Source organism: Ponticoccus sp. (in: a-proteobacteria) (genome assembly GCF_048381735.1).
Genome location: NZ_JBLXGL010000002.1, coordinates 259,896 through 275,498, shown reverse-complemented (window position 1 = coordinate 275,498; position 15,603 = coordinate 259,896). Strand labels below are relative to the sequence as shown.

Here is a 15,603-nt window from a genome sequence, read left to right as displayed (position 1 = left end):
GGGGGTCTCCTTGTGGCGTTTCAATTGGTTTCGGGATTGCGGCCCGGCGGCGTGGCGCCCTTGCCGCTTTCCTCTTCGGTCAGCACCACCACCCGGGCGCCCGCCTGCACACGGTCGTGCAGGTCCAGAATGTCCTGGTTGAACAGGCGGATGCAGCCGGAAGAGACGGCCTTGCCGATCGAGAAGGGGTTGGTTGTGCCGTGAATGCGGTAGAGCGTGTCGCGCCCGCCCTTGAAGAGGTACAGCGCCCGCGCCCCGAGCGGGTTGTCGAGACCGCCCTCCATGCCGTTGCGCACGGGTCCGTAAAGCTCGGGGTCGCGGCGCAGCATGTTCTGCGTCGGGGTCCAGCGGGGCCACTCGCGCTTGAACGGGATCACCGCCTCGCCCGAGAAGGCCCGGCCCTGTTCGCCGACGGCGACACCGTAGCGCAGGGCCCGCTGATCCTCGAGCACGAGGTACAGAAACCGTGCATGGGGATCGACGACAATGGTGCCCGGTGCCTCGTCGGTCCGGTAGGCCACTTCCTGGCGCCGGTTGCGCGGGCTCAGCGCCGCCTCGGGGACGGCGGGAATGATCCGCCCGGCATCCTCGACCGGGCCGTAGATCGGGTCTGGCGGCGGGGGACCGGGCTCGGGCGTGGACGTGGTGGAGGCGCAGGCCGCCAGAAGCACAAGGCCGGCGACGGCGGTCAGGGTGGTCAGACTGGATGTCATGGGGCCTCCGGGGACAGGTCGTTCATGCGATTGGCCAGTGCGGCGCGGGAAATCTCTCCGGTGTGCACGGCGACGAGGCGACCGTCGGCGTCGAAGAACAGGGTGCTGGGCAGCCCGAGAAGGCCGAAGGTCTCCATCAGGCGCTGGTCGGGATCCAGAAGCACCCGCTCGCCGCCCAGGTCCTGGCTGTCGAGGTAGCGCAGGACGGTTGCGCGCGGCTCGCCCTGATTGGCGAAGCGCACCACCACGTCGTCGCGGTTGCTGGCCAGATCCATCATCATCGGCATCTCGCGACGGCACGGCGGGCACCAGGTGGCCCAGAGGTTCACGACCACCGGGCGTCCGCCGGTATCGGCAAGCGGCACCGGCGCGCCGTCGAGCGTCGGAAGGGCGATCTGCGGCAACTGCCCGCGCGCCTCGACCGGAAAGACCTGGCCCGCGGCGGTATATGCAAGACCGCCGGCGAGCACCGCGAAGGCCAACGGGCGCAGCACCCCGGGGCGCCGCAGCATCATGGCCAGGGCGGCAAGGGCCAGGCCGACCGCGCCGCCGGAGGCCGCGAAACCGCCCTGCCAGATCGCCAGGGCACTGAGCGGCTCGGCGGCAAAGCTGTCGAGGTTGGCAAGCACGAAACCCGCCCGCGCGGCCACGATCCAGCAGGCCACGACGATCAGGGACCACCGGTGGACGTCGGGCGAGCGTGTCGCCCGGAACCAGGCCGCCAGCTCGACCGCCCCCAGAAAGGCCGCGATGGCGATCACCACGTGCAGGCGCTCGTGCGAAAAGACCAGAGGTCCAAGGGAAACCGCGTTCATTGGACCGCCCGCGCCGCAGTGATCACATCCTCGGGCCCCGGCTCACCGACAAGCCGCGTGCCGGGCGCCTCGCGACCCATGGCATCAAGAAAGATCATCGTTGGCGGCCCGACAGAGCGCAGATGCTCCAGCAGCGCCTGTCTGTCGGCGTCGAATTCGCTGAGGTCGGCGGCGATGACCCGCATGTCGGCCAGGGCCGCCTGAACCCCGGCGTCCGGCCAGACGCGGCGCTCGATGGCGCGGCAGCTGACGCACCACTCGGCGGTGAAATAGATCATCGAAGGCTGCTGCGCCTCGGCGAGGGCGGCCTCCAGCTCGGGCACCGAGCGCACGGTGGTGAAGCTGATGGCCCGGGCCGAGGTCGGCGCGTCGGCGGATGCCCGCAGCCCGGCGAGCGGGCGCAACGGATCGCTGCCGCCACTGGCCGCGCCAAGCCCAAGGAGAGCCGCGGCAAGCAGCGCCATCGCGCCGGTCGCCTTGCGCAGACGCGCAGCGGGTGTGGCGCCGGTTTCCATCCGGTCCAGACCGCCGAGAAAGACGCCCGCCAGAACCAGCACGCCCGCCCATACCGCCAGCCCCGCGGCAGGCGGGATGACCCGCGCCGCAAGCCAGGCCGCCATGCCGAGGAAGACGAAGCCGAAGACCCGGTTCACCGCCTGCATCCAGTGGCCTGCTCGCGGCAGCGCCTTCGATCCGAAGGCCCCGAGCAGCAGCAGCGGCACGCCCTGGCCAAGGCCAAGCGAAAAGAGGGCGGCGGCGCCCAGTGCGGTGTCGCCGGTCTGCGCGATGTACAGCAGCGCACCGGCCAGCGGCGCGGTGACACAGGGCCCCATGATCAGCGCCGAGGTGAACCCAAGCGCCGCCGCGCCGCCGAAGGTGCCGCGCCGCCCGGCGCCCGCCGCCGCGACCCTGTCGTTCCAGGCCCGCGGGAGGCGCAGCTCGAAGAGGCCGAACATTGCCAGCGCCAGCGCCGCGAAGACGATGGCGACGCCGCCGACCGCCCAGGGCGATTGCAGCACGATCTGCAGGTTTCGGCCCGACCATGCGGCGGCGATCCCCAGCAGGCCGAAGGCGGAGGACATGGCAAGCACGTAGGTGGTGCTGAGGGCCAGCCCCCGCCGCATCGTCAGGGCCTTGCCCTGACCGGCCAGCAAGCCGCCCAGAACCGGGATCATCGGCAGGACGCAGGGGGTGAAGGCCAGCAGCAATCCGAAACTGAAGAAGCCCAGCAGCACCAGCGCCGTTCCGCCCCGGTTCATCAGGTCGGCGACCAGCCCCTCGTCCTCGGCGAGCGTCAGGCCGGAGGCCGGGGCGGATGTGACCGGGGCCGCGCTTGCGGGCGCCGTTTCGACCGGTGCCGTCGCGACCGGGACGGCGGGCAGGGTGTCGGTGACGGGCGGATAGCAGATCCCGTCTTCCTGACAGCCCTGGTAGGTGACACTCAGCGCGCCCGCCACCGGCGGAAGCCGCACCGCCGTCCGGTCGTAGTAGACGCCGACGGCCCCGAAGGTGGGGTCCTGCTTCTGGATGGCGGGCGCGCTGTCGAAGGCGACCGCCGCGCCTTGGGACGTCTCGACCGAAAGGTAATCCCGGTATAGGTAATAGCCTTCTGCGATCTCCCAGCGCAGCACCCGACCGCCGTCCGGCAGGGTCTCGACGGACAGGGTAAAGGCCTCTCTCGGGTCAAGGGGCTGGTCCGATCCGAAGGGGCTGCCCTGAGCAGCGGCGGCTCCGGCCAATCCGGCCATCAGCGCAAGTGCCTGCAGCAGGGCAAGCAGGGGACGGATCGGGTGAAGGGATGTGAGTATGGTGGCTGTCATGCGGGCCGAGTCGGTTGCCAACCTTAACACTGCCTTAATGTTCGCCGCCGATTGAGCCTGCGGACGGAAGGAGCTTTCTATGCGGATACTGGTGGTGGAAGACGATGCTTCGCTGGCCGACGGGCTTTGCGCCGGGCTGCGGCTGCACGGTTTCCTGCCCGAGCTGGTGGGCACCTGTGCGGATGCGGCCGAGGCCTGGGCGCAGGGGGGCTTCTCTGCGGTCGTGCTGGACGTGATGCTGCCCGACGGTTCCGGCGCCGATCTGCTGGCCGCGATGCGTGCCCGGGGGGATCGCCTGCCGGTCCTTCTGCTGACGGCGCTGGATCAGGTCGGCGACCGGATCGCCGGGCTGGACGCGGGCGCCGACGACTATCTTGCGAAACCCTTCGATCTTGGGGAACTGGGGGCGCGGCTGCGGGCCATCACCCGGCGCGCGCAGGGTCAGGCCAGCCCGACGATCAGCTGGAACGGGCTGGAGTTCGATCCGGCGCGCATGGCCGGACGCATCCGGGATGAGGACGTGCATTTTTCGCGCCGGGAGTTCGCGCTGATGCAGGCCCTTCTGGAACGGCCCGGCGCCGTCGTCACCAAGGACCGGCTGGAAGAACGGCTTTACGGCTGGCAGGACGGCGTCGAAAGCAACACGGTCGAGGTCCATGTGCACAAGCTGCGCGCCAAGCTGGGGGCCCGCTACATCGAAACGGTGCGCGGTGTCGGCTACCGGCTGTCGGGGGGCGGATCATGAGCTCTATTCGCGGGCGGCTGTTTTTCATCCTGCTTGTCGCGACCGGGGCGATCTGGTTCTCTGCCGTCCTGTGGATCCAGCATTCGACCCGAACAGAGGTCGAGGTCGTGCTGGATGCCCGGCTGGCGGAAGCGGCGCAGATGGTATCGTCGCTGCTGTCAGATGGCAGGGTCGAAGTGGCTGGCGCGGCCAGGACGCTGGCCATCGCCCCCGGTCGCACCGGTTCCGGGTATTCGCGGCAATTGTCCTGCCAGATCTGGTCGCTGGAGGGCGCCATGGTCGGCGCCTCGGGAAGCGCGCCCGAGGGGCGGCTGACAGAGGCCGAGACCGGCTATTCGGAGAATGTCGTCGATGGCGAACGGTGGCGTGTCTACACCGAGGTGAACGAGGATCTGGGCGTTCGCGTGATGGTTGGGGATAGGCTTACCGTCCGCGAAAGGCTGGTGTCCGACGTGACGCGCGGCCTGCTGATCCCAGCGCTGGCGATCCTGCCTGTTCTGGCCGGGCTGATCTGGCTCAGCGTGGGGCAGGGCCTTGCCCCGCTCTACCGGATGGCGAATGCGCTGGCCGCGCGTTCGGCGGACAACCTCGAACCGGTCCGTGCCGGCCCGCTCCCGCCAGAGCTGCGCCCCATGGGGGCCGCTCTGGACGCGCTTTTCGCGAGGGTCGCCGCCGCCCGCGACCGCGAGCGCAACTTCTCGGCCTATGCCGCGCATGAGCTGAAGACACCCCTCTCCGCCATCAAGACGCAGGCACAGGTGGCCGCCATGGCGCCGGACGAGGACACCCGGCGTCACGCCCTCGCGCAGATCGAAAGAGGAGTTGCCCGCACCGACCGCATGGTGCGTCAACTGCTGGAGCTGGCCGCCGTGGACGGCGCGGCGCACAGTGGCGCCGGGGACATCGATATCGGCGATGTCCTGGCCGGAGTCCTGTCCTCTCTCGAACGGACGGCCGAGGCGAAACAGGTGCATTTGCGCTGCACCCTCCCCAAGGCCCTGCCGATGGTTCCCGGCGACCCGGTGATGGGCACGCTGGCGGTGCGCAACGTGGTCGAGAATGCCATCGGGGCAAGTTCGGACGGTGATACGGTGGAAATCCGCGTCTCCGAGGCCGCGGATTTCCTCCGCGTTGCGGTTCTCGATCGGGGTCCGGGCATCGCCGAAAAGGATCGCTCACGCATCACCGAACGCTTTTTCCGGGGCGCCAATGCCCCGGAGGGGGGCAGCGGGCTGGGGTTGGCCATTGCAACGGCGGCCATGCAGCAACTCGGCGGCGCGATGGACTTCCGGCGAAGAGACACCGGCGGCGAGCAGGTGACCCTGACGTTCAGGAAGGCGGTCGCCTGAAGGCCGACGACGTCAAACGCAGGCATCCGGCAAGGCGCCTCGCGCAGAGAAGGCGCGCTTCCGAAGCGCGCGAAGACAACCGGCAGGGCACCTTGAGCTCAGGGCCCGGGTAGGCGTTGGCGCGTTCCGCGTCCCGCAAGACGACCGGCAGGCCTGCCGGTGGCGCTGCGTCTCGGACAGATCCGCCTCGACCGTCAGCTATGCAAGGGGCCCGCCCGGTCGGCGGCCCCGGTGCGGGCATGGCCCGGCGCCACGTCGCCCCCGAACCGCGTCCGGCGCAGGGGCCGCCGGTGGCGCGGGATCACGATCCGTTTTCGATCTTCGGTCGCCCACTGGCGCCCCGGTCCGGCGCCTCGGGGTCGGCCCAGCTGATCCGCAGCCCGACAGAGCACCGCCCTTCGGCCCGCTCTCCCTTGATCCGGACCGTCATCAGCTCACCGGTGTGCAGCACAAGGGTATCGTCGTCGTCGCTCAGCGTCATCTCGCCCTTGCCGAAGCCCTTGGACAGGGCGCTGAGCAGCGTCTTGATGGTCTTCGCATCCTGCAGCGATTCATGGGAAAAGCGCTTGTCAGAGCTCATGAGGGTGTCCTTGCAGGCCTTGGGCAGGGGTCAATGGGCGGTCATACGCTCGGGGGCGAAGTGCTTGGCGCGCGGGTGGTCACGGCTCAGACCGATCACATCCCCGGACGGAAAGATCAAGGTCGCGCCGGCGCCGATGCCCTCCAGCCCTTCCAGCGCGCGCGAGGCGCGGTCCAGCGTGATGTCGCCTTCGAGGTGCAGCAGGCCCTGCTTGGCCAGAAGCCGTTGCCCCGCATGGTTGTTCACATGGCCCTGCACCACCATGTGCAGCCCGGCGCGGTTCAGGGTCTCGACCCCGGTTTCTGTCAGGGCGCAATCCGAGGCGCGGTACTTGGTCCGCACGAGGTTCGCCAGCGGCCCGAAGTAAAAGCCAAGCGTCGCACCCTCGGCGGCGCGGGCATAGGCGGCATTGACCCTGTCGACCCCCTCGCGGACAAGCGCATCGGCCATCTCGTCACACAGCCCGGCATGCACGAAAAGCAGCGAGCCGGACCGCGCGACCACCTGCATCCGGTCGAAGAACCAGGCGTAGTGGCCGCCGGGCTCCAGAAAGATCTCGTGGCATTTCAGCAGCGCCGCCAGCAGTTCGCGATGGGTCAGCCCGATGCGCGCGCGGTCGCCGTCGAACTTGGCGCGCTTTTCCTCCAGCTTGCGGATTTCCTTGGCGATGACCCTGCGGGGCAGTTCCTTGCGCGCGGCGCTGGCAAAGCGGTCGGACCAGTCCGGCCCGGGCATCAGGCGGGCCTTGCAGGCCGCCTCGGAGGGCAGCGCGGCCAGATCTTCGGGCGTGACGAAGCGGTCCAGAACCTCGCGCAGCGCGGGCAGGATCTTGCGGCCCATGCGCACGAAGAGATGCTCGGTCAGCGCGCTGCGGGGGCCGCGCACCGCCGTGATGGCAAGGCGCATGCGCAGATCGTGGTTGCCCGCAAGGATCGTCAGCCGGGCGCCGGTGTCCAGCACCGCGGCGATGGCATCCAGCAGGGCAAGGTTGCTGGGCCCCTTGTCCAGCGCGTCGCCTCCCAGCACGATCTGCGCGGCGCGGCCAAAGGCGGTCAGCCCGATCCGGCCCCGGGTGCGATGGATCACCCCGGCGGCAATCAGCGAGCGCAGGAAACCCTCGGCATCGGCATGGGGGTCGGAGACAAAGACCACCGGGCGCTCGGGCCAGTGCCAGCCGCCATGACGCCGGGCGCGCGACAGGCAGTCGGCCACCGGGCGGGCGGCGGCCTCTTCCCAGGGTTCCAGCAGGCGCGGCAGGTCGGCGGTGCAGACATCGCTGTCGAGGATCGGGGGAAGCAGGGAGTCCGTCGCGCAGAAATCTCGAAGATCGTCCATGCCGGCCCCCCGTCTTGCCTACAGGGTCAATCCTTCGGTTCGGACTTCGGTTCCCTGATTTTCCATGCCCCTGCAAGGTGCCGCCATGTACCATCCGCTTCGTGACAGATCAGTGACGGGCGGGCGTGAAACATGGAAAACCGCGCGATATCGTCCCGCGACAGCAGCCCGAGGTGGTGGCAGGCGTGGCGGAAAGAGGCGCCGTGGCCGACGTGGATCGTCACGCGCCCGGGCTGGCCAGAGGTTTCAAGGTGCGTGGCCACGCGGGCACCGGCCATCATCAGGCTTTCGGCGCCTTCCAGCGGCAGGCAGTAATCGCTGTCCGACTTCCAGCCCCGCGGGGGCGCGGCGTGGCGCGGATCGGCGGCCAGCGCCTCTTCGATCCGGGCCACCGTCAGGTTCGCCGCGGACCCAAGGCCGCGTTCGGCCAGCGCCGAGGTTTCGCGCAGGTCCGCAATGTCGTGACCCTGCGCGCGCAGGGCGCCGATCAGCAGGTCCGCCGTCTGCCAGGCCCGCAATTGCCGCGAGCAAAAGGCCACGGGGGCGAGGCTGAGGCCGTGCTCGGCCAGCATCCGGGCCAGCAGCGCGGCGCCCTCGCGCGCCTGCGCCGCGCCATCCTCGGTCAGCGCCCAGGGCTGGCGCGCCGAGGGCACGCCCGCCCATTGGTGATAGGCGCCGTGGCGAAAGAAGGCGTGGTAGGTTCTAGCCATCGAACAGGGCCTTGCCAGCCGCCGCGATGGCGTCGAAGTCGATCCGCCCGGAGACCTCGCAGACCGTCACCCCCGACAGCGCCGCGACATAGGGCGCGGGGTCGGGGCTGTTGCCGTTCGGTTCGAACCGGCCATCGGCGTGCTGGTAGAAGGGGCCGGGGCTTTTCATGATCGCGCCCAGCAGGTCGGGGCGCTGGCCAAGCGTGACCGGAGTGACGCGCGTCGGCAGGTCGCTGTCATGCGACCAGTTCAGCACCCAGAAATCTGTCAGCGGCCCGTCAAGCCGCATCCGCCCCGGGCCGTAGACCTCGGGGACGATGAGGTCGTATTTCTCTTCAAGCGTCCAGAGATCGGCGGGCGGCAAGGCCCGAAGCGCGGCCTTGCGGGTCTCGGACAGCAGTCCCGACAGGCGCGGGTTGCCGAGGATCGTGCCGGGATTGATGCGCGGGTGCTTGGGAATGCCAAGGGCGCGGGCCGGGTCGCCGCCGCTGATCAGAACCCGGTCGTTGGACAGGAACCGCGTGCCGGGCAGGTCCATCATCCGCAGGATCGAGGTGGATTTGCCGCCCCCCGACAGGCCCGAGATCGCCAGTGTGCGCGTGCCATCCGTCACCGCCGCCGCATGGGCCAGCTGCCAGCCCTCGCGCAGGCAGCGGTTCAGGATCTGGGTGTTGATGAAGTTGATGACGGTGCTTTCGTGATCCTCCAGCGGTCCCAGCGCGATGGCCAGGCCCGGCGCCTGCACGAAGGTCACGCCGCTGCGGACCTTGCGGATCAGCCGCGCGCCCCGAGGGGCGCCGCCAAGGTCGCAGACCGCATCCTTGCGCCCGCTCTTGCCGCCTTCGCGCTGCCAGTCCGTCCAGTCGGGCTCGGCTGGCAGGCTCTGGCCGTTCAGCAGGTGGACGGGATCGGCGCCGGGCGCGGCATCGCAGACGGTTTCCCCGAAATAGGCGATCAGACGGCTGCGCAGCGGCTCGGGCGCATGCACCGCAAGCGAGACGGGACCGGCGCGCAGGCCGAAGGGCGCCGCGCCGGCGGCGTTCAGGTCAAGCGCCGCAAGGATATCGGAGAGGGTCATTTCGAGACCTCCGCCAGCACGTGATCGGCCACCAGCGCCGCCGCATCGATGTCGCAGCCCTTCTGCGCGCCGGAATAGCCGCCGAAGGCCGAGACCTCGAAGACGATCGGGCCCTCGGACGTCAGCGCGATGTCGACGGTGGTGAAGGTCAGGCCAAAGGGCGCCTGCGCGCGGCGGCCCAGCTCGATCAGCTCGGGCGAGGGCTCGAAGGGCGCGTATTTGCCGCCCGAGTGGATCGTGGTGTTCCACGCGCCGGTCTGGCTGACCCGCGCGTAGGTGCAGACATAGTCGCCATTCAGGAAGACCATGCCCAGATCCTCGCCGGACAGGTCGGCCTTTTGCTGGACATACATCATCGGGTTGGCTGCCTTGAAGGCGGCGATCTGCGCCCCGGCATCGGGGGCCTCGGCCTCCAGCAGCACCATGCCGCGCGCCTTGGTGGAAAACAGTGGCTTGAACACCGCCGAGCCGAACCGCTCCAGCGCGTCACGCGCTGCGCCTTCGTCCTCGGTGACGATGGTCTTCGGCATCGGGATGCCCGCGTTGCGCAGGGTCACGGTGCAGGAGAGGCGATCCATCAGCCGGATGACGTTTTCGGCGGGCGAAAAGACCCGCACCCCGGCGGCCTCGGCCAGGCGCAGCATCTCCAGCCGGTCCAGCGCGTCGGGGCTGTAGGTCTCGGCCACCTTCTTCAGCACCAGCCCGTCCAGCTGGCACAGGTCCACCCCGTCACAGGTCAGCCGCCCGGCATCAAGGTCCAGCACGGCGGCGCCCATGTCGATCACCTGCCGGTGGCCGGTGCGGGCGGCAAAGGCATCGGCCAGGGTCTCGGTCGACCATTTTCCGGGGGTGCCGATGACCCCGATGCGTTTAGTCATGAAACAGGTCCTTCACGGGAAGCTTGAACCGCGCTTCGCGCCCCTCGGGCACGGCCAGCGCGATGTCCAGAATGTAGCGGGCGCGCAGCAGCATCCGCCGCGCGTGGTCCTCGTCGACGACGAAACGGGTCGAACTGGCAAAGCTGCGCGCCAGCCCCAGCGCCAGCCGATAGGAATAGGTGCTGTCCTTCTGCCGCCGCGCGAACTTGGCGGCCATCTCGTGCATGGCGGTGGCAACACCGGCGATCCGCGCCCGGGTGGCGGCATCCAGCACCTGAAGGCGGTAGTTCGACACCATGAAGACCGACACGTCCTGCACGTAATCCATGTAGCGAGAGCGGTGCAGGTCGATGAAGCGGATCTTCCCGGCGACCGGATCGTAGATCACGTTGTCGAGGTTGAAATCCCCGTGGATGTAGACGGAAAACGGCGCGGGCAACCCGGCCTCGCGCGCCGCTGCCCGTTCGATCAGCGTGGCAAGGCCCGGCACCATGGCGCCGTTGATCGACTGCGGCCCGGGCACCAGCCGGGGGTGCAGCCGCGTCACGTCCTTCATGCGCTTGGCCAGCTGGTCCATCGCGCCCATATGCGCCGGTTCCGGGGTCAGGGTGGTGCGCCAGATGTCGCGCACGGTCCTGTGCAGCGCCTTCTGTGCCCGCTCCAAGGCCGCATCGCTGCCGCCCAGCACGATATCCTCGAAGGTCTCGCCCTCAAGGTGCTCGATCAGCAGCGCGGCGGACTGGCCGTTCTTCTCGTAGGACAGGATCTCGGGCGCGAGGCCGGGATAGACCGAGTTCCAGCTTTTCACGCCGACGCGCTCTTCCTTGACCTTGCGCTTGTCGCCGTCCTTGAAGACCGCCGCCACAGAGCGCCCCTTGCGGTCGCGCATCTCGACCCCGGAAATGGCCGAGCCGGATCGGGTCTCTGCCAGCGGCTTCAGGCTGATGTCCTCGTCACGGGACACGCCGGCCAGCACGCTGCGCAGGGTAAAGTAGCGCTCGAACTGCACGGTCTGGCCGATATTGATCGACAGGATCGCCTCCGAGATCGCTTCCAGCGCCTCGCCCATGCGGGTGACCTCGTTCAGCGCCAGAAGCGCATAGGCAAGGTCTTCGGTGTGCTTCGTCTCGGCCATGTCGCGGGTGTAGGTGCGAAATAGCTGGTCGTGGAACTGCGCGATCTCGCCCCGCGCCTGACCGATCTTGACCGCCAGCCTGCTGTCCTGCCCGTCCAGCGCGTCCTGTATGCGGGCCACCGTCTTGCGCACCAGCGTCAGCGGCGGCACGAAGGTCCTGGCGCGCAGCAGCTTCACCCGCTGGGCGCGTTCGGCCTGATCCACCGCGCGCCGCCCGAGGCGCGACAGCAGGTCGAGGTTGCGCGCCACGGTCTCGATGCCCTGAAGGCGCAGGCGCCGTGCCTCGTCCGTCTTCTTGCGCAGCATCGCCGCAAGGCAGGCCTTGCGCACCCGCCCGGCCAGATTGCTGGAATAGCCCGCGCGCTGCATGAGCTGCGCGGCCACGGCCCCCTGCGGCGCGCCGAAATAGGTGATCAGCCGCGACAGTTGCCCGTCCAGCTCGGCCAGCAGAAGGGACATGTTCTCGGTGATGGGATCGGGAAGGGCAGCGGATCGGGGCACGGGCATGGCTCCTGAGGCGCGGGTGACAGGACCGGGCTCCTGTCGTAAGGAAACCCGGCGTGTTCCCGGGCCGTATGGCCCAACAGGCGGCGAATGCAAAGAGGCCAGTGTCAGGCAAACCGATGAAACCGACCCCCATCACCCTGACGCGGCAGGGATTGCTGCCCGACGACCTGCGCGTGGCGCGGGCCGAAAGCGCGCCGCATCTCGGGCCGCGCATCCTGTTCTTCAGCGGCGGCAGCGCGCTGAACGGCATCGCGCGGCGGCTGAAACGCTACAGCTACAACACGATGCACCTGATCACGCCCTTCGACAGCGGCGGCAGTTCGCAGCAGCTGCGGCTGGCTTTCGACATGCCTGCGGTGGGCGACCTGCGGTCGCGGCTGATGGCGCTGGCGGATGAAAGCGTGCTTGGCCAGCCCGACGTCTACGCGCTGTTCAGCCACCGGCTGCCGGGCGATGCGCCGCCCCGCGCCCTGCGCGACACGGTCGACGAGCTGCGGCGCGGCAAGCATCCGCTGATGTCCGCCATTGCCCGCCCGATGCGCCAGCTGATCCGCACCCAGCTTGACTGTTTCGCAGAGGCGGTGCCGGAGGGGTTCGACTATTGCAGGGCCAGCATCGGCAACCTGATCCTCGCCGGGGGCTATCTGGGCCACGGGCGCGCGCTGGAGCCGGTGCTGTTCATGATGTCCAAGATGGTCGACGTGCGCGGCACGGTCCGCGCCATCGTCGACGAGAACCTGCACCTTGGCGTGACGCTGGTGGACGGGCGGCGCGTGCTGGGCCAGCGCGCCCTGACCGGCAAGGAGGTCGCGCCGCTGGACGCGGCCATCGCCAGTGTCTTTCTCTTCGCGGATCCGAAGACGGGCGCCCCGGTCGAGGTCGCACTGCCGAAACGCAACCGCCGCCTGATCGAGCAGGCAGAGGTGATCTGCTACCCGCCCGGCAGCCTCTATTCCTCGGTCATCGCCAACCTGCTGCCCGCAGGTGTCGGGCGGGCCGTGGCGCGGCAGCCGGTGCCCAAGGTCTACCTGCCCAGCCTCGGCCCCGATCCCGAAGCCCGCGACCTGACGCTGGCGGATCAGGTGCAGGCGATCCTTGCCCCCTTGCAGCGCGACGCCGGACCGGATGTCGAGACAGGCAGGCTGCTGACCCATGTCCTGTGCGACCTGTCCGTGCCGCAGGCTGAGTGCGACGCGGTGACCCGGCGCCACGGCATCCCCTGCCTGCGCCTGCCGATGAAAGACCCCGGCCGCGATATCTATGACGTCGAGACGGTCTCGCGCGTGCTTGTTTCGCTGAACTGACCGGGCGCGCCATGGGCCGGGTTGCGGGCCGGTTCGATGCGTGATGTAATGACGTCATTATTTCAAGATCGAAGCGACGTCGGATAAGTGCATGGCGAAGAACAAGAAGGATGACGGCGGGGATCGCAAGAACACCTCGCTGCGGCTGCGGGCCAAGACGCTCAAGGCCCTGAAGATCCGCGCCATCGAGCAGGACACCAGCGTCCAGAAGATCATCGAGCAACTGGTCGAGGACTACCTCGACAGGCCGCGCAAGTAAGCCGACGCCAAGGCGATTCCCGCAGAAGAGACCCTATGCCCCCCGGTTCCTCCCTTTACACCCTGCCGCCTGCGGCGGTTGCCGTGCTTCTGTCAGAGCCGCTGGGCAAGCTGCGCCCGCTTCGGCAGGACGATGACCCGCAGGGGTTCACGCTGCTGGACACCTTCGACCATGCGGTGGCCCGTCGCCACCTCGCGCTGGTCGAGACCGCCGAGGCGCTTCACCTGTTCTGCGCGGACGGCCAGTGGCTGACGCAATCCCCGGCGCGGCGCGGCAGCTTTGTCACCGACCTGCAGGACGGTCCGGTGCGGGCCGCGCTTCAGGCCATGGCGATCCGCCGCAGCCTGCAACCGCTGTGCGGGGGCACCGCATGGCGCGGCACGGCGGCTTTTGTCGACGACGAGGGCAAGACCCATGTCCGCCTGCGCCTGCTGACGCTGGAAACCGGGGACGGTGCGCTGACCCTGCTGACGCTTTCGGGGTTGCGCGGCTACGACAAGGCGCTGGACCGGCTGCGCGCCCGCATCGCGGCGCTTGGCGGCACGACGCCGGGGGCGCTTTACCCGGTGCTGGCGCCGGAGGCCGTGGCATATGTCTCGCGCCCCGAGGTGACGATCGCGCCCACCGACCGCGCCTTCGACACCGCGACCGATATCATCGCCGCGCACCTGCCGCTGGCGCGCCGGAACGAACAGGGCGCGCTGGAGGACATCGACACCGAGTTCCTGAAGCACTACCGCATCGCCCTGCGCAAGATCCGCTCTGTCCTGAGCCTGTTCAAGGGGGTCTACGATGAAGGCCAGACCGCCCACCTGAAGGCGCGCTTCGCGACGCTGATGGCCGCGACGGGCCGCCTGAGGGATCTGGATGTCTACCTGCAGGACCGGCAGTCCTTCTACGACAAGGTGCCCGTGGACCTGCATGGCGGGCTGGACCGGATGTTCCAGCTCTTTGCCGCGGAGCGCAGGCGCGAGCTGGCGCGGCTGCGCCGGCACCTGCGCAGCCGTGCCTACGCGACAGAAATCGCCCGCCTGGAAAAGCTGTTCCGCAAGCGCAAGCCTCTGCAGAAGGGGCCGAAGGCGGGCACGCCCGTGGGGGACTACGCCGCGCGGCTGATCTGGAAACGCTACCGCAGGATCTGCACCATCGCCGCCGGGATCACCGACCTGACGCCCGACGACGATGTCCACGCGCTGCGCATCCAGTGCAAGAAACTGCGCTACCTCATGGAGTTCTTCACCCCGCTTTACGGCGCAGAGCAGTTGAAGCCGCTGATCAAGGCGCTGAAGAAGCTGCAGGCGACGCTGGGCGCCTTCAACGACTCTTCGGTCCAGCAGGACAGCCTTCGGGCCTTCGTCGCGTCGCTGGACCCCGAGACCCCCGAGGCCATGGGGGTCGCGCAATCGGTCGGCGCGCTGGTCACCGTGCTGCACCGCCAGCAACTGGAGGAACGCGCCCGCGTCTCCGACCGCTTTGCCCGGTTCAACAGCCCGGCGGTGCAGGTGCAGTTCGAAACCCTGTTCCACGCCGCCCGGAAGGGAGACAAAAGATGCTGATCCTGTCGTGTTATTCCAACAAGGGCGGCGTCGGGAAGACCGCGACCGCCGTCAATCTGGCCCATGCGCTGGCGCTGGCCGGGCAGCGCACCCTGCTGTGCGATCTCGACCCGCAGGGCGCCTCGGGCTTCTATTTCCGGGTGAAACCCTCGAAGAAGCTGACCGAGGCCCGCTTCTTCGAGGACGTGCAGCGCTTTACCAAGGCGATCCGGGGCAGCGACTACGAGAACCTCGACATCCTGCCCGCCAATATGACCTTCCGCGACTTCGACGTCTTCCTCGCCCGGATGCGCAACACGCGCTCGCGGCTGAAAAAGGCGCTGAAGGCGGTGAAGGGCGATTACGACGTGGTCCTGCTGGACTGCCCTCCCAATATCTCGACCCTGTCCGAGAACGTGTTCCGCGCCTCGGACGCCATCGTGGTGCCGGTGATCCCGACCACCCTGTCACAGCGCACCTTCGAGCAGCTGGAGGCCTTCTTTCGCGACCACGACCTGCCGCTGTCGAAGCTGCACGGCTTCTTCTCGATGGTGCAGGGCGTGAAATCCCTGCATGGCGACACGATCACGGAGATGTCCAAGGCCCACAAGAAGCGCATCCTGAAGACGCAGATTCCGTTTTCCTCGGATATCGAGCGCATGGGGGTGCACCGCGCGCCGGTGACCGCAACGGCCCCGCGCAGCGCCGCCGCCCAGGCCTACAGCGCCCTGCACAGGGAACTGGTGGCCCGGCTCGGGTGAGGGCGACCGCCTGCCCTGGTGGGCTGCACCGCCAGGCGCCTTTGCCTTGGGGCCAAGGGTCTCTGCGCCGGACCGGGTG

General features: G+C 68.9%; 15 protein-coding genes. 6 read left to right on the top strand and 9 right to left on the bottom strand.

What is annotated here, in order from left to right:
• Nucleotides 1-20 precede the first annotated feature (20 nt).
• Genes ACN5KJ_RS05620 through dsbD form a run of 3 tightly spaced genes read right to left on the bottom strand, consistent with a single transcriptional unit; the run spans nt 21 to nt 3,348 of the window.
• Complete coding sequence (locus ACN5KJ_RS05620; protein WP_418592523.1) at nt 21-713, bottom strand: L,D-transpeptidase; 693 nt, start codon at nt 711-713, stop codon at nt 21-23.
• Nucleotides 710-1,528 carry a prolipoprotein diacylglyceryl transferase family protein gene (locus ACN5KJ_RS05615; RefSeq protein ID WP_418592521.1) on the bottom strand — a complete coding sequence of 273 codons (819 nt, stop codon included), beginning with the start codon at nt 1,526-1,528 and terminating at the stop codon, nt 710-712. The genes ACN5KJ_RS05620 and ACN5KJ_RS05615 overlap by 4 nt, the downstream gene beginning before the upstream one ends.
• Complete coding sequence (dsbD, locus tag ACN5KJ_RS05610; protein WP_418592520.1) at nt 1,525-3,348, bottom strand: protein-disulfide reductase DsbD; 1,824 nt, start codon at nt 3,346-3,348, stop codon at nt 1,525-1,527. Before dsbD ends, ACN5KJ_RS05615 begins: the two co-directional genes overlap by 4 nt.
• Nucleotides 3,349-3,427: 79 nt before the next feature.
• Between dsbD and ACN5KJ_RS05605 the strand changes: the two genes are divergently transcribed.
• Both ACN5KJ_RS05605 and ACN5KJ_RS05600 read left to right on the top strand, forming a co-directional pair.
• Nucleotides 3,428-4,093 carry a response regulator transcription factor gene (locus ACN5KJ_RS05605; protein WP_418592518.1) on the top strand — a complete coding sequence of 222 codons (666 nt, stop codon included), beginning with the start codon at nt 3,428-3,430 and terminating at the stop codon, nt 4,091-4,093.
• The gene (locus ACN5KJ_RS05600; RefSeq protein ID WP_418592516.1) at nt 4,090-5,442 is read left to right on the top strand and encodes an ATP-binding protein; all 1,353 of its coding nucleotides are present in this window, start codon (nt 4,090-4,092) and stop codon (nt 5,440-5,442) included. Before ACN5KJ_RS05605 ends, ACN5KJ_RS05600 begins: the two co-directional genes overlap by 4 nt.
• A gap of 301 nt (nt 5,443-5,743) precedes the next feature.
• Here the strand turns inward: ACN5KJ_RS05600 and ACN5KJ_RS05595 are convergent, their stop codons facing one another.
• From ACN5KJ_RS05595 to ACN5KJ_RS05570, 6 genes are read right to left on the bottom strand one after another with little or no spacing between them, the layout of a single operon-like run.
• On the bottom strand, nt 5,744-6,022 hold the full coding sequence (locus ACN5KJ_RS05595) for an amphi-Trp domain-containing protein (RefSeq protein WP_347166280.1): 279 nt from the start codon (nt 6,020-6,022) through the stop codon (nt 5,744-5,746).
• Nucleotides 6,023-6,052: 30 nt separating this feature from the next.
• Nucleotides 6,053-7,357: a metallophosphoesterase family protein gene (locus ACN5KJ_RS05590; protein ID WP_418592515.1), complete on the bottom strand. Its 1,305-nt coding sequence runs from the start codon at nt 7,355-7,357 to the stop codon at nt 6,053-6,055.
• 26 nt (nt 7,358-7,383) lie between these two features.
• The gene (locus ACN5KJ_RS05585) at nt 7,384-8,067 is read right to left on the bottom strand and encodes a histidine phosphatase family protein (protein ID WP_418592513.1); all 684 of its coding nucleotides are present in this window, start codon (nt 8,065-8,067) and stop codon (nt 7,384-7,386) included.
• The gene (locus tag ACN5KJ_RS05580; RefSeq protein WP_418592512.1) at nt 8,060-9,145 is read right to left on the bottom strand and encodes an HprK-related kinase B; all 1,086 of its coding nucleotides are present in this window, start codon (nt 9,143-9,145) and stop codon (nt 8,060-8,062) included. Before ACN5KJ_RS05580 ends, ACN5KJ_RS05585 begins: the two co-directional genes overlap by 8 nt.
• The gene (locus ACN5KJ_RS05575) at nt 9,142-10,023 is read right to left on the bottom strand and encodes a GAK system ATP-grasp enzyme (protein WP_418592510.1); all 882 of its coding nucleotides are present in this window, start codon (nt 10,021-10,023) and stop codon (nt 9,142-9,144) included. Before ACN5KJ_RS05575 ends, ACN5KJ_RS05580 begins: the two co-directional genes overlap by 4 nt.
• A complete protein-coding gene (locus ACN5KJ_RS05570; RefSeq protein ID WP_418592509.1) occupies nt 10,016-11,659 on the bottom strand; it encodes an aminoglycoside phosphotransferase family protein in 1,644 nt (547 codons plus the stop codon). The genes ACN5KJ_RS05575 and ACN5KJ_RS05570 overlap by 8 nt, the downstream gene beginning before the upstream one ends.
• Before the next feature lie 122 nt (nt 11,660-11,781).
• Here ACN5KJ_RS05570 and ACN5KJ_RS05565 point away from each other — a divergent pair, with 122 nt between their 5' ends.
• From ACN5KJ_RS05565 to ACN5KJ_RS05550, 4 genes are all read left to right on the top strand, one after another.
• A complete protein-coding gene (locus ACN5KJ_RS05565; protein WP_418592508.1) occupies nt 11,782-12,969 on the top strand; it encodes a GAK system CofD-like protein in 1,188 nt (395 codons plus the stop codon).
• 91 nt (nt 12,970-13,060) lie between these two features.
• Nucleotides 13,061-13,228 carry a ribbon-helix-helix protein, CopG family gene (locus tag ACN5KJ_RS05560; protein ID WP_023848834.1) on the top strand — a complete coding sequence of 56 codons (168 nt, stop codon included), beginning with the start codon at nt 13,061-13,063 and terminating at the stop codon, nt 13,226-13,228.
• Between the two features lie 35 nt (nt 13,229-13,263).
• Entirely contained in the window at nt 13,264-14,784 is a 1,521-nt protein-coding gene (locus tag ACN5KJ_RS05555; RefSeq protein ID WP_418592506.1) for a CHAD domain-containing protein, read from the top strand.
• Nucleotides 14,778-15,524 (top strand): ParA family protein, encoded by a 747-nt coding sequence (locus ACN5KJ_RS05550; RefSeq protein ID WP_418592504.1) that lies wholly within the window; start codon nt 14,778-14,780, stop codon nt 15,522-15,524. The genes ACN5KJ_RS05555 and ACN5KJ_RS05550 overlap by 7 nt, the downstream gene beginning before the upstream one ends.
• The last annotated feature ends 79 nt before the right edge of the window (nt 15,525-15,603 follow it).

Excerpts from the sequence above, each read along its gene's own strand:
- ACN5KJ_RS05620 (WP_418592523.1), bottom strand. The coding sequence starts at position 713 with ATGACATCCAGTCTGACCACCCTGACCGCCGTCGCCGGCCTTGTGCTT.
- ACN5KJ_RS05615 (WP_418592521.1), bottom strand. The coding sequence starts at position 1,528 with ATGAACGCGGTTTCCCTTGGACCTCTGGTCTTTTCGCACGAGCGCCTG.
- dsbD (WP_418592520.1), bottom strand. The coding sequence starts at position 3,348 with ATGACAGCCACCATACTCACATCCCTTCACCCGATCCGTCCCCTGCTT.
- ACN5KJ_RS05605 (WP_418592518.1), top strand. The coding sequence starts at position 3,428 with ATGCGGATACTGGTGGTGGAAGACGATGCTTCGCTGGCCGACGGGCTT.
- ACN5KJ_RS05600 (WP_418592516.1), top strand. The coding sequence starts at position 4,090 with ATGAGCTCTATTCGCGGGCGGCTGTTTTTCATCCTGCTTGTCGCGACC.
- ACN5KJ_RS05595 (WP_347166280.1), bottom strand. The coding sequence starts at position 6,022 with ATGAGCTCTGACAAGCGCTTTTCCCATGAATCGCTGCAGGATGCGAAG.
- ACN5KJ_RS05590 (WP_418592515.1), bottom strand. The coding sequence starts at position 7,357 with ATGGACGATCTTCGAGATTTCTGCGCGACGGACTCCCTGCTTCCCCCG.
- ACN5KJ_RS05585 (WP_418592513.1), bottom strand. The coding sequence starts at position 8,067 with ATGGCTAGAACCTACCACGCCTTCTTTCGCCACGGCGCCTATCACCAA.
- ACN5KJ_RS05580 (WP_418592512.1), bottom strand. The coding sequence starts at position 9,145 with ATGACCCTCTCCGATATCCTTGCGGCGCTTGACCTGAACGCCGCCGGC.
- ACN5KJ_RS05575 (WP_418592510.1), bottom strand. The coding sequence starts at position 10,023 with ATGACTAAACGCATCGGGGTCATCGGCACCCCCGGAAAATGGTCGACC.
- ACN5KJ_RS05565 (WP_418592508.1), top strand. The coding sequence starts at position 11,782 with ATGAAACCGACCCCCATCACCCTGACGCGGCAGGGATTGCTGCCCGAC.
- ACN5KJ_RS05560 (WP_023848834.1), top strand. The coding sequence starts at position 13,061 with ATGGCGAAGAACAAGAAGGATGACGGCGGGGATCGCAAGAACACCTCG.
- ACN5KJ_RS05555 (WP_418592506.1), top strand. The coding sequence starts at position 13,264 with ATGCCCCCCGGTTCCTCCCTTTACACCCTGCCGCCTGCGGCGGTTGCC.
- ACN5KJ_RS05550 (WP_418592504.1), top strand. The coding sequence starts at position 14,778 with ATGCTGATCCTGTCGTGTTATTCCAACAAGGGCGGCGTCGGGAAGACC.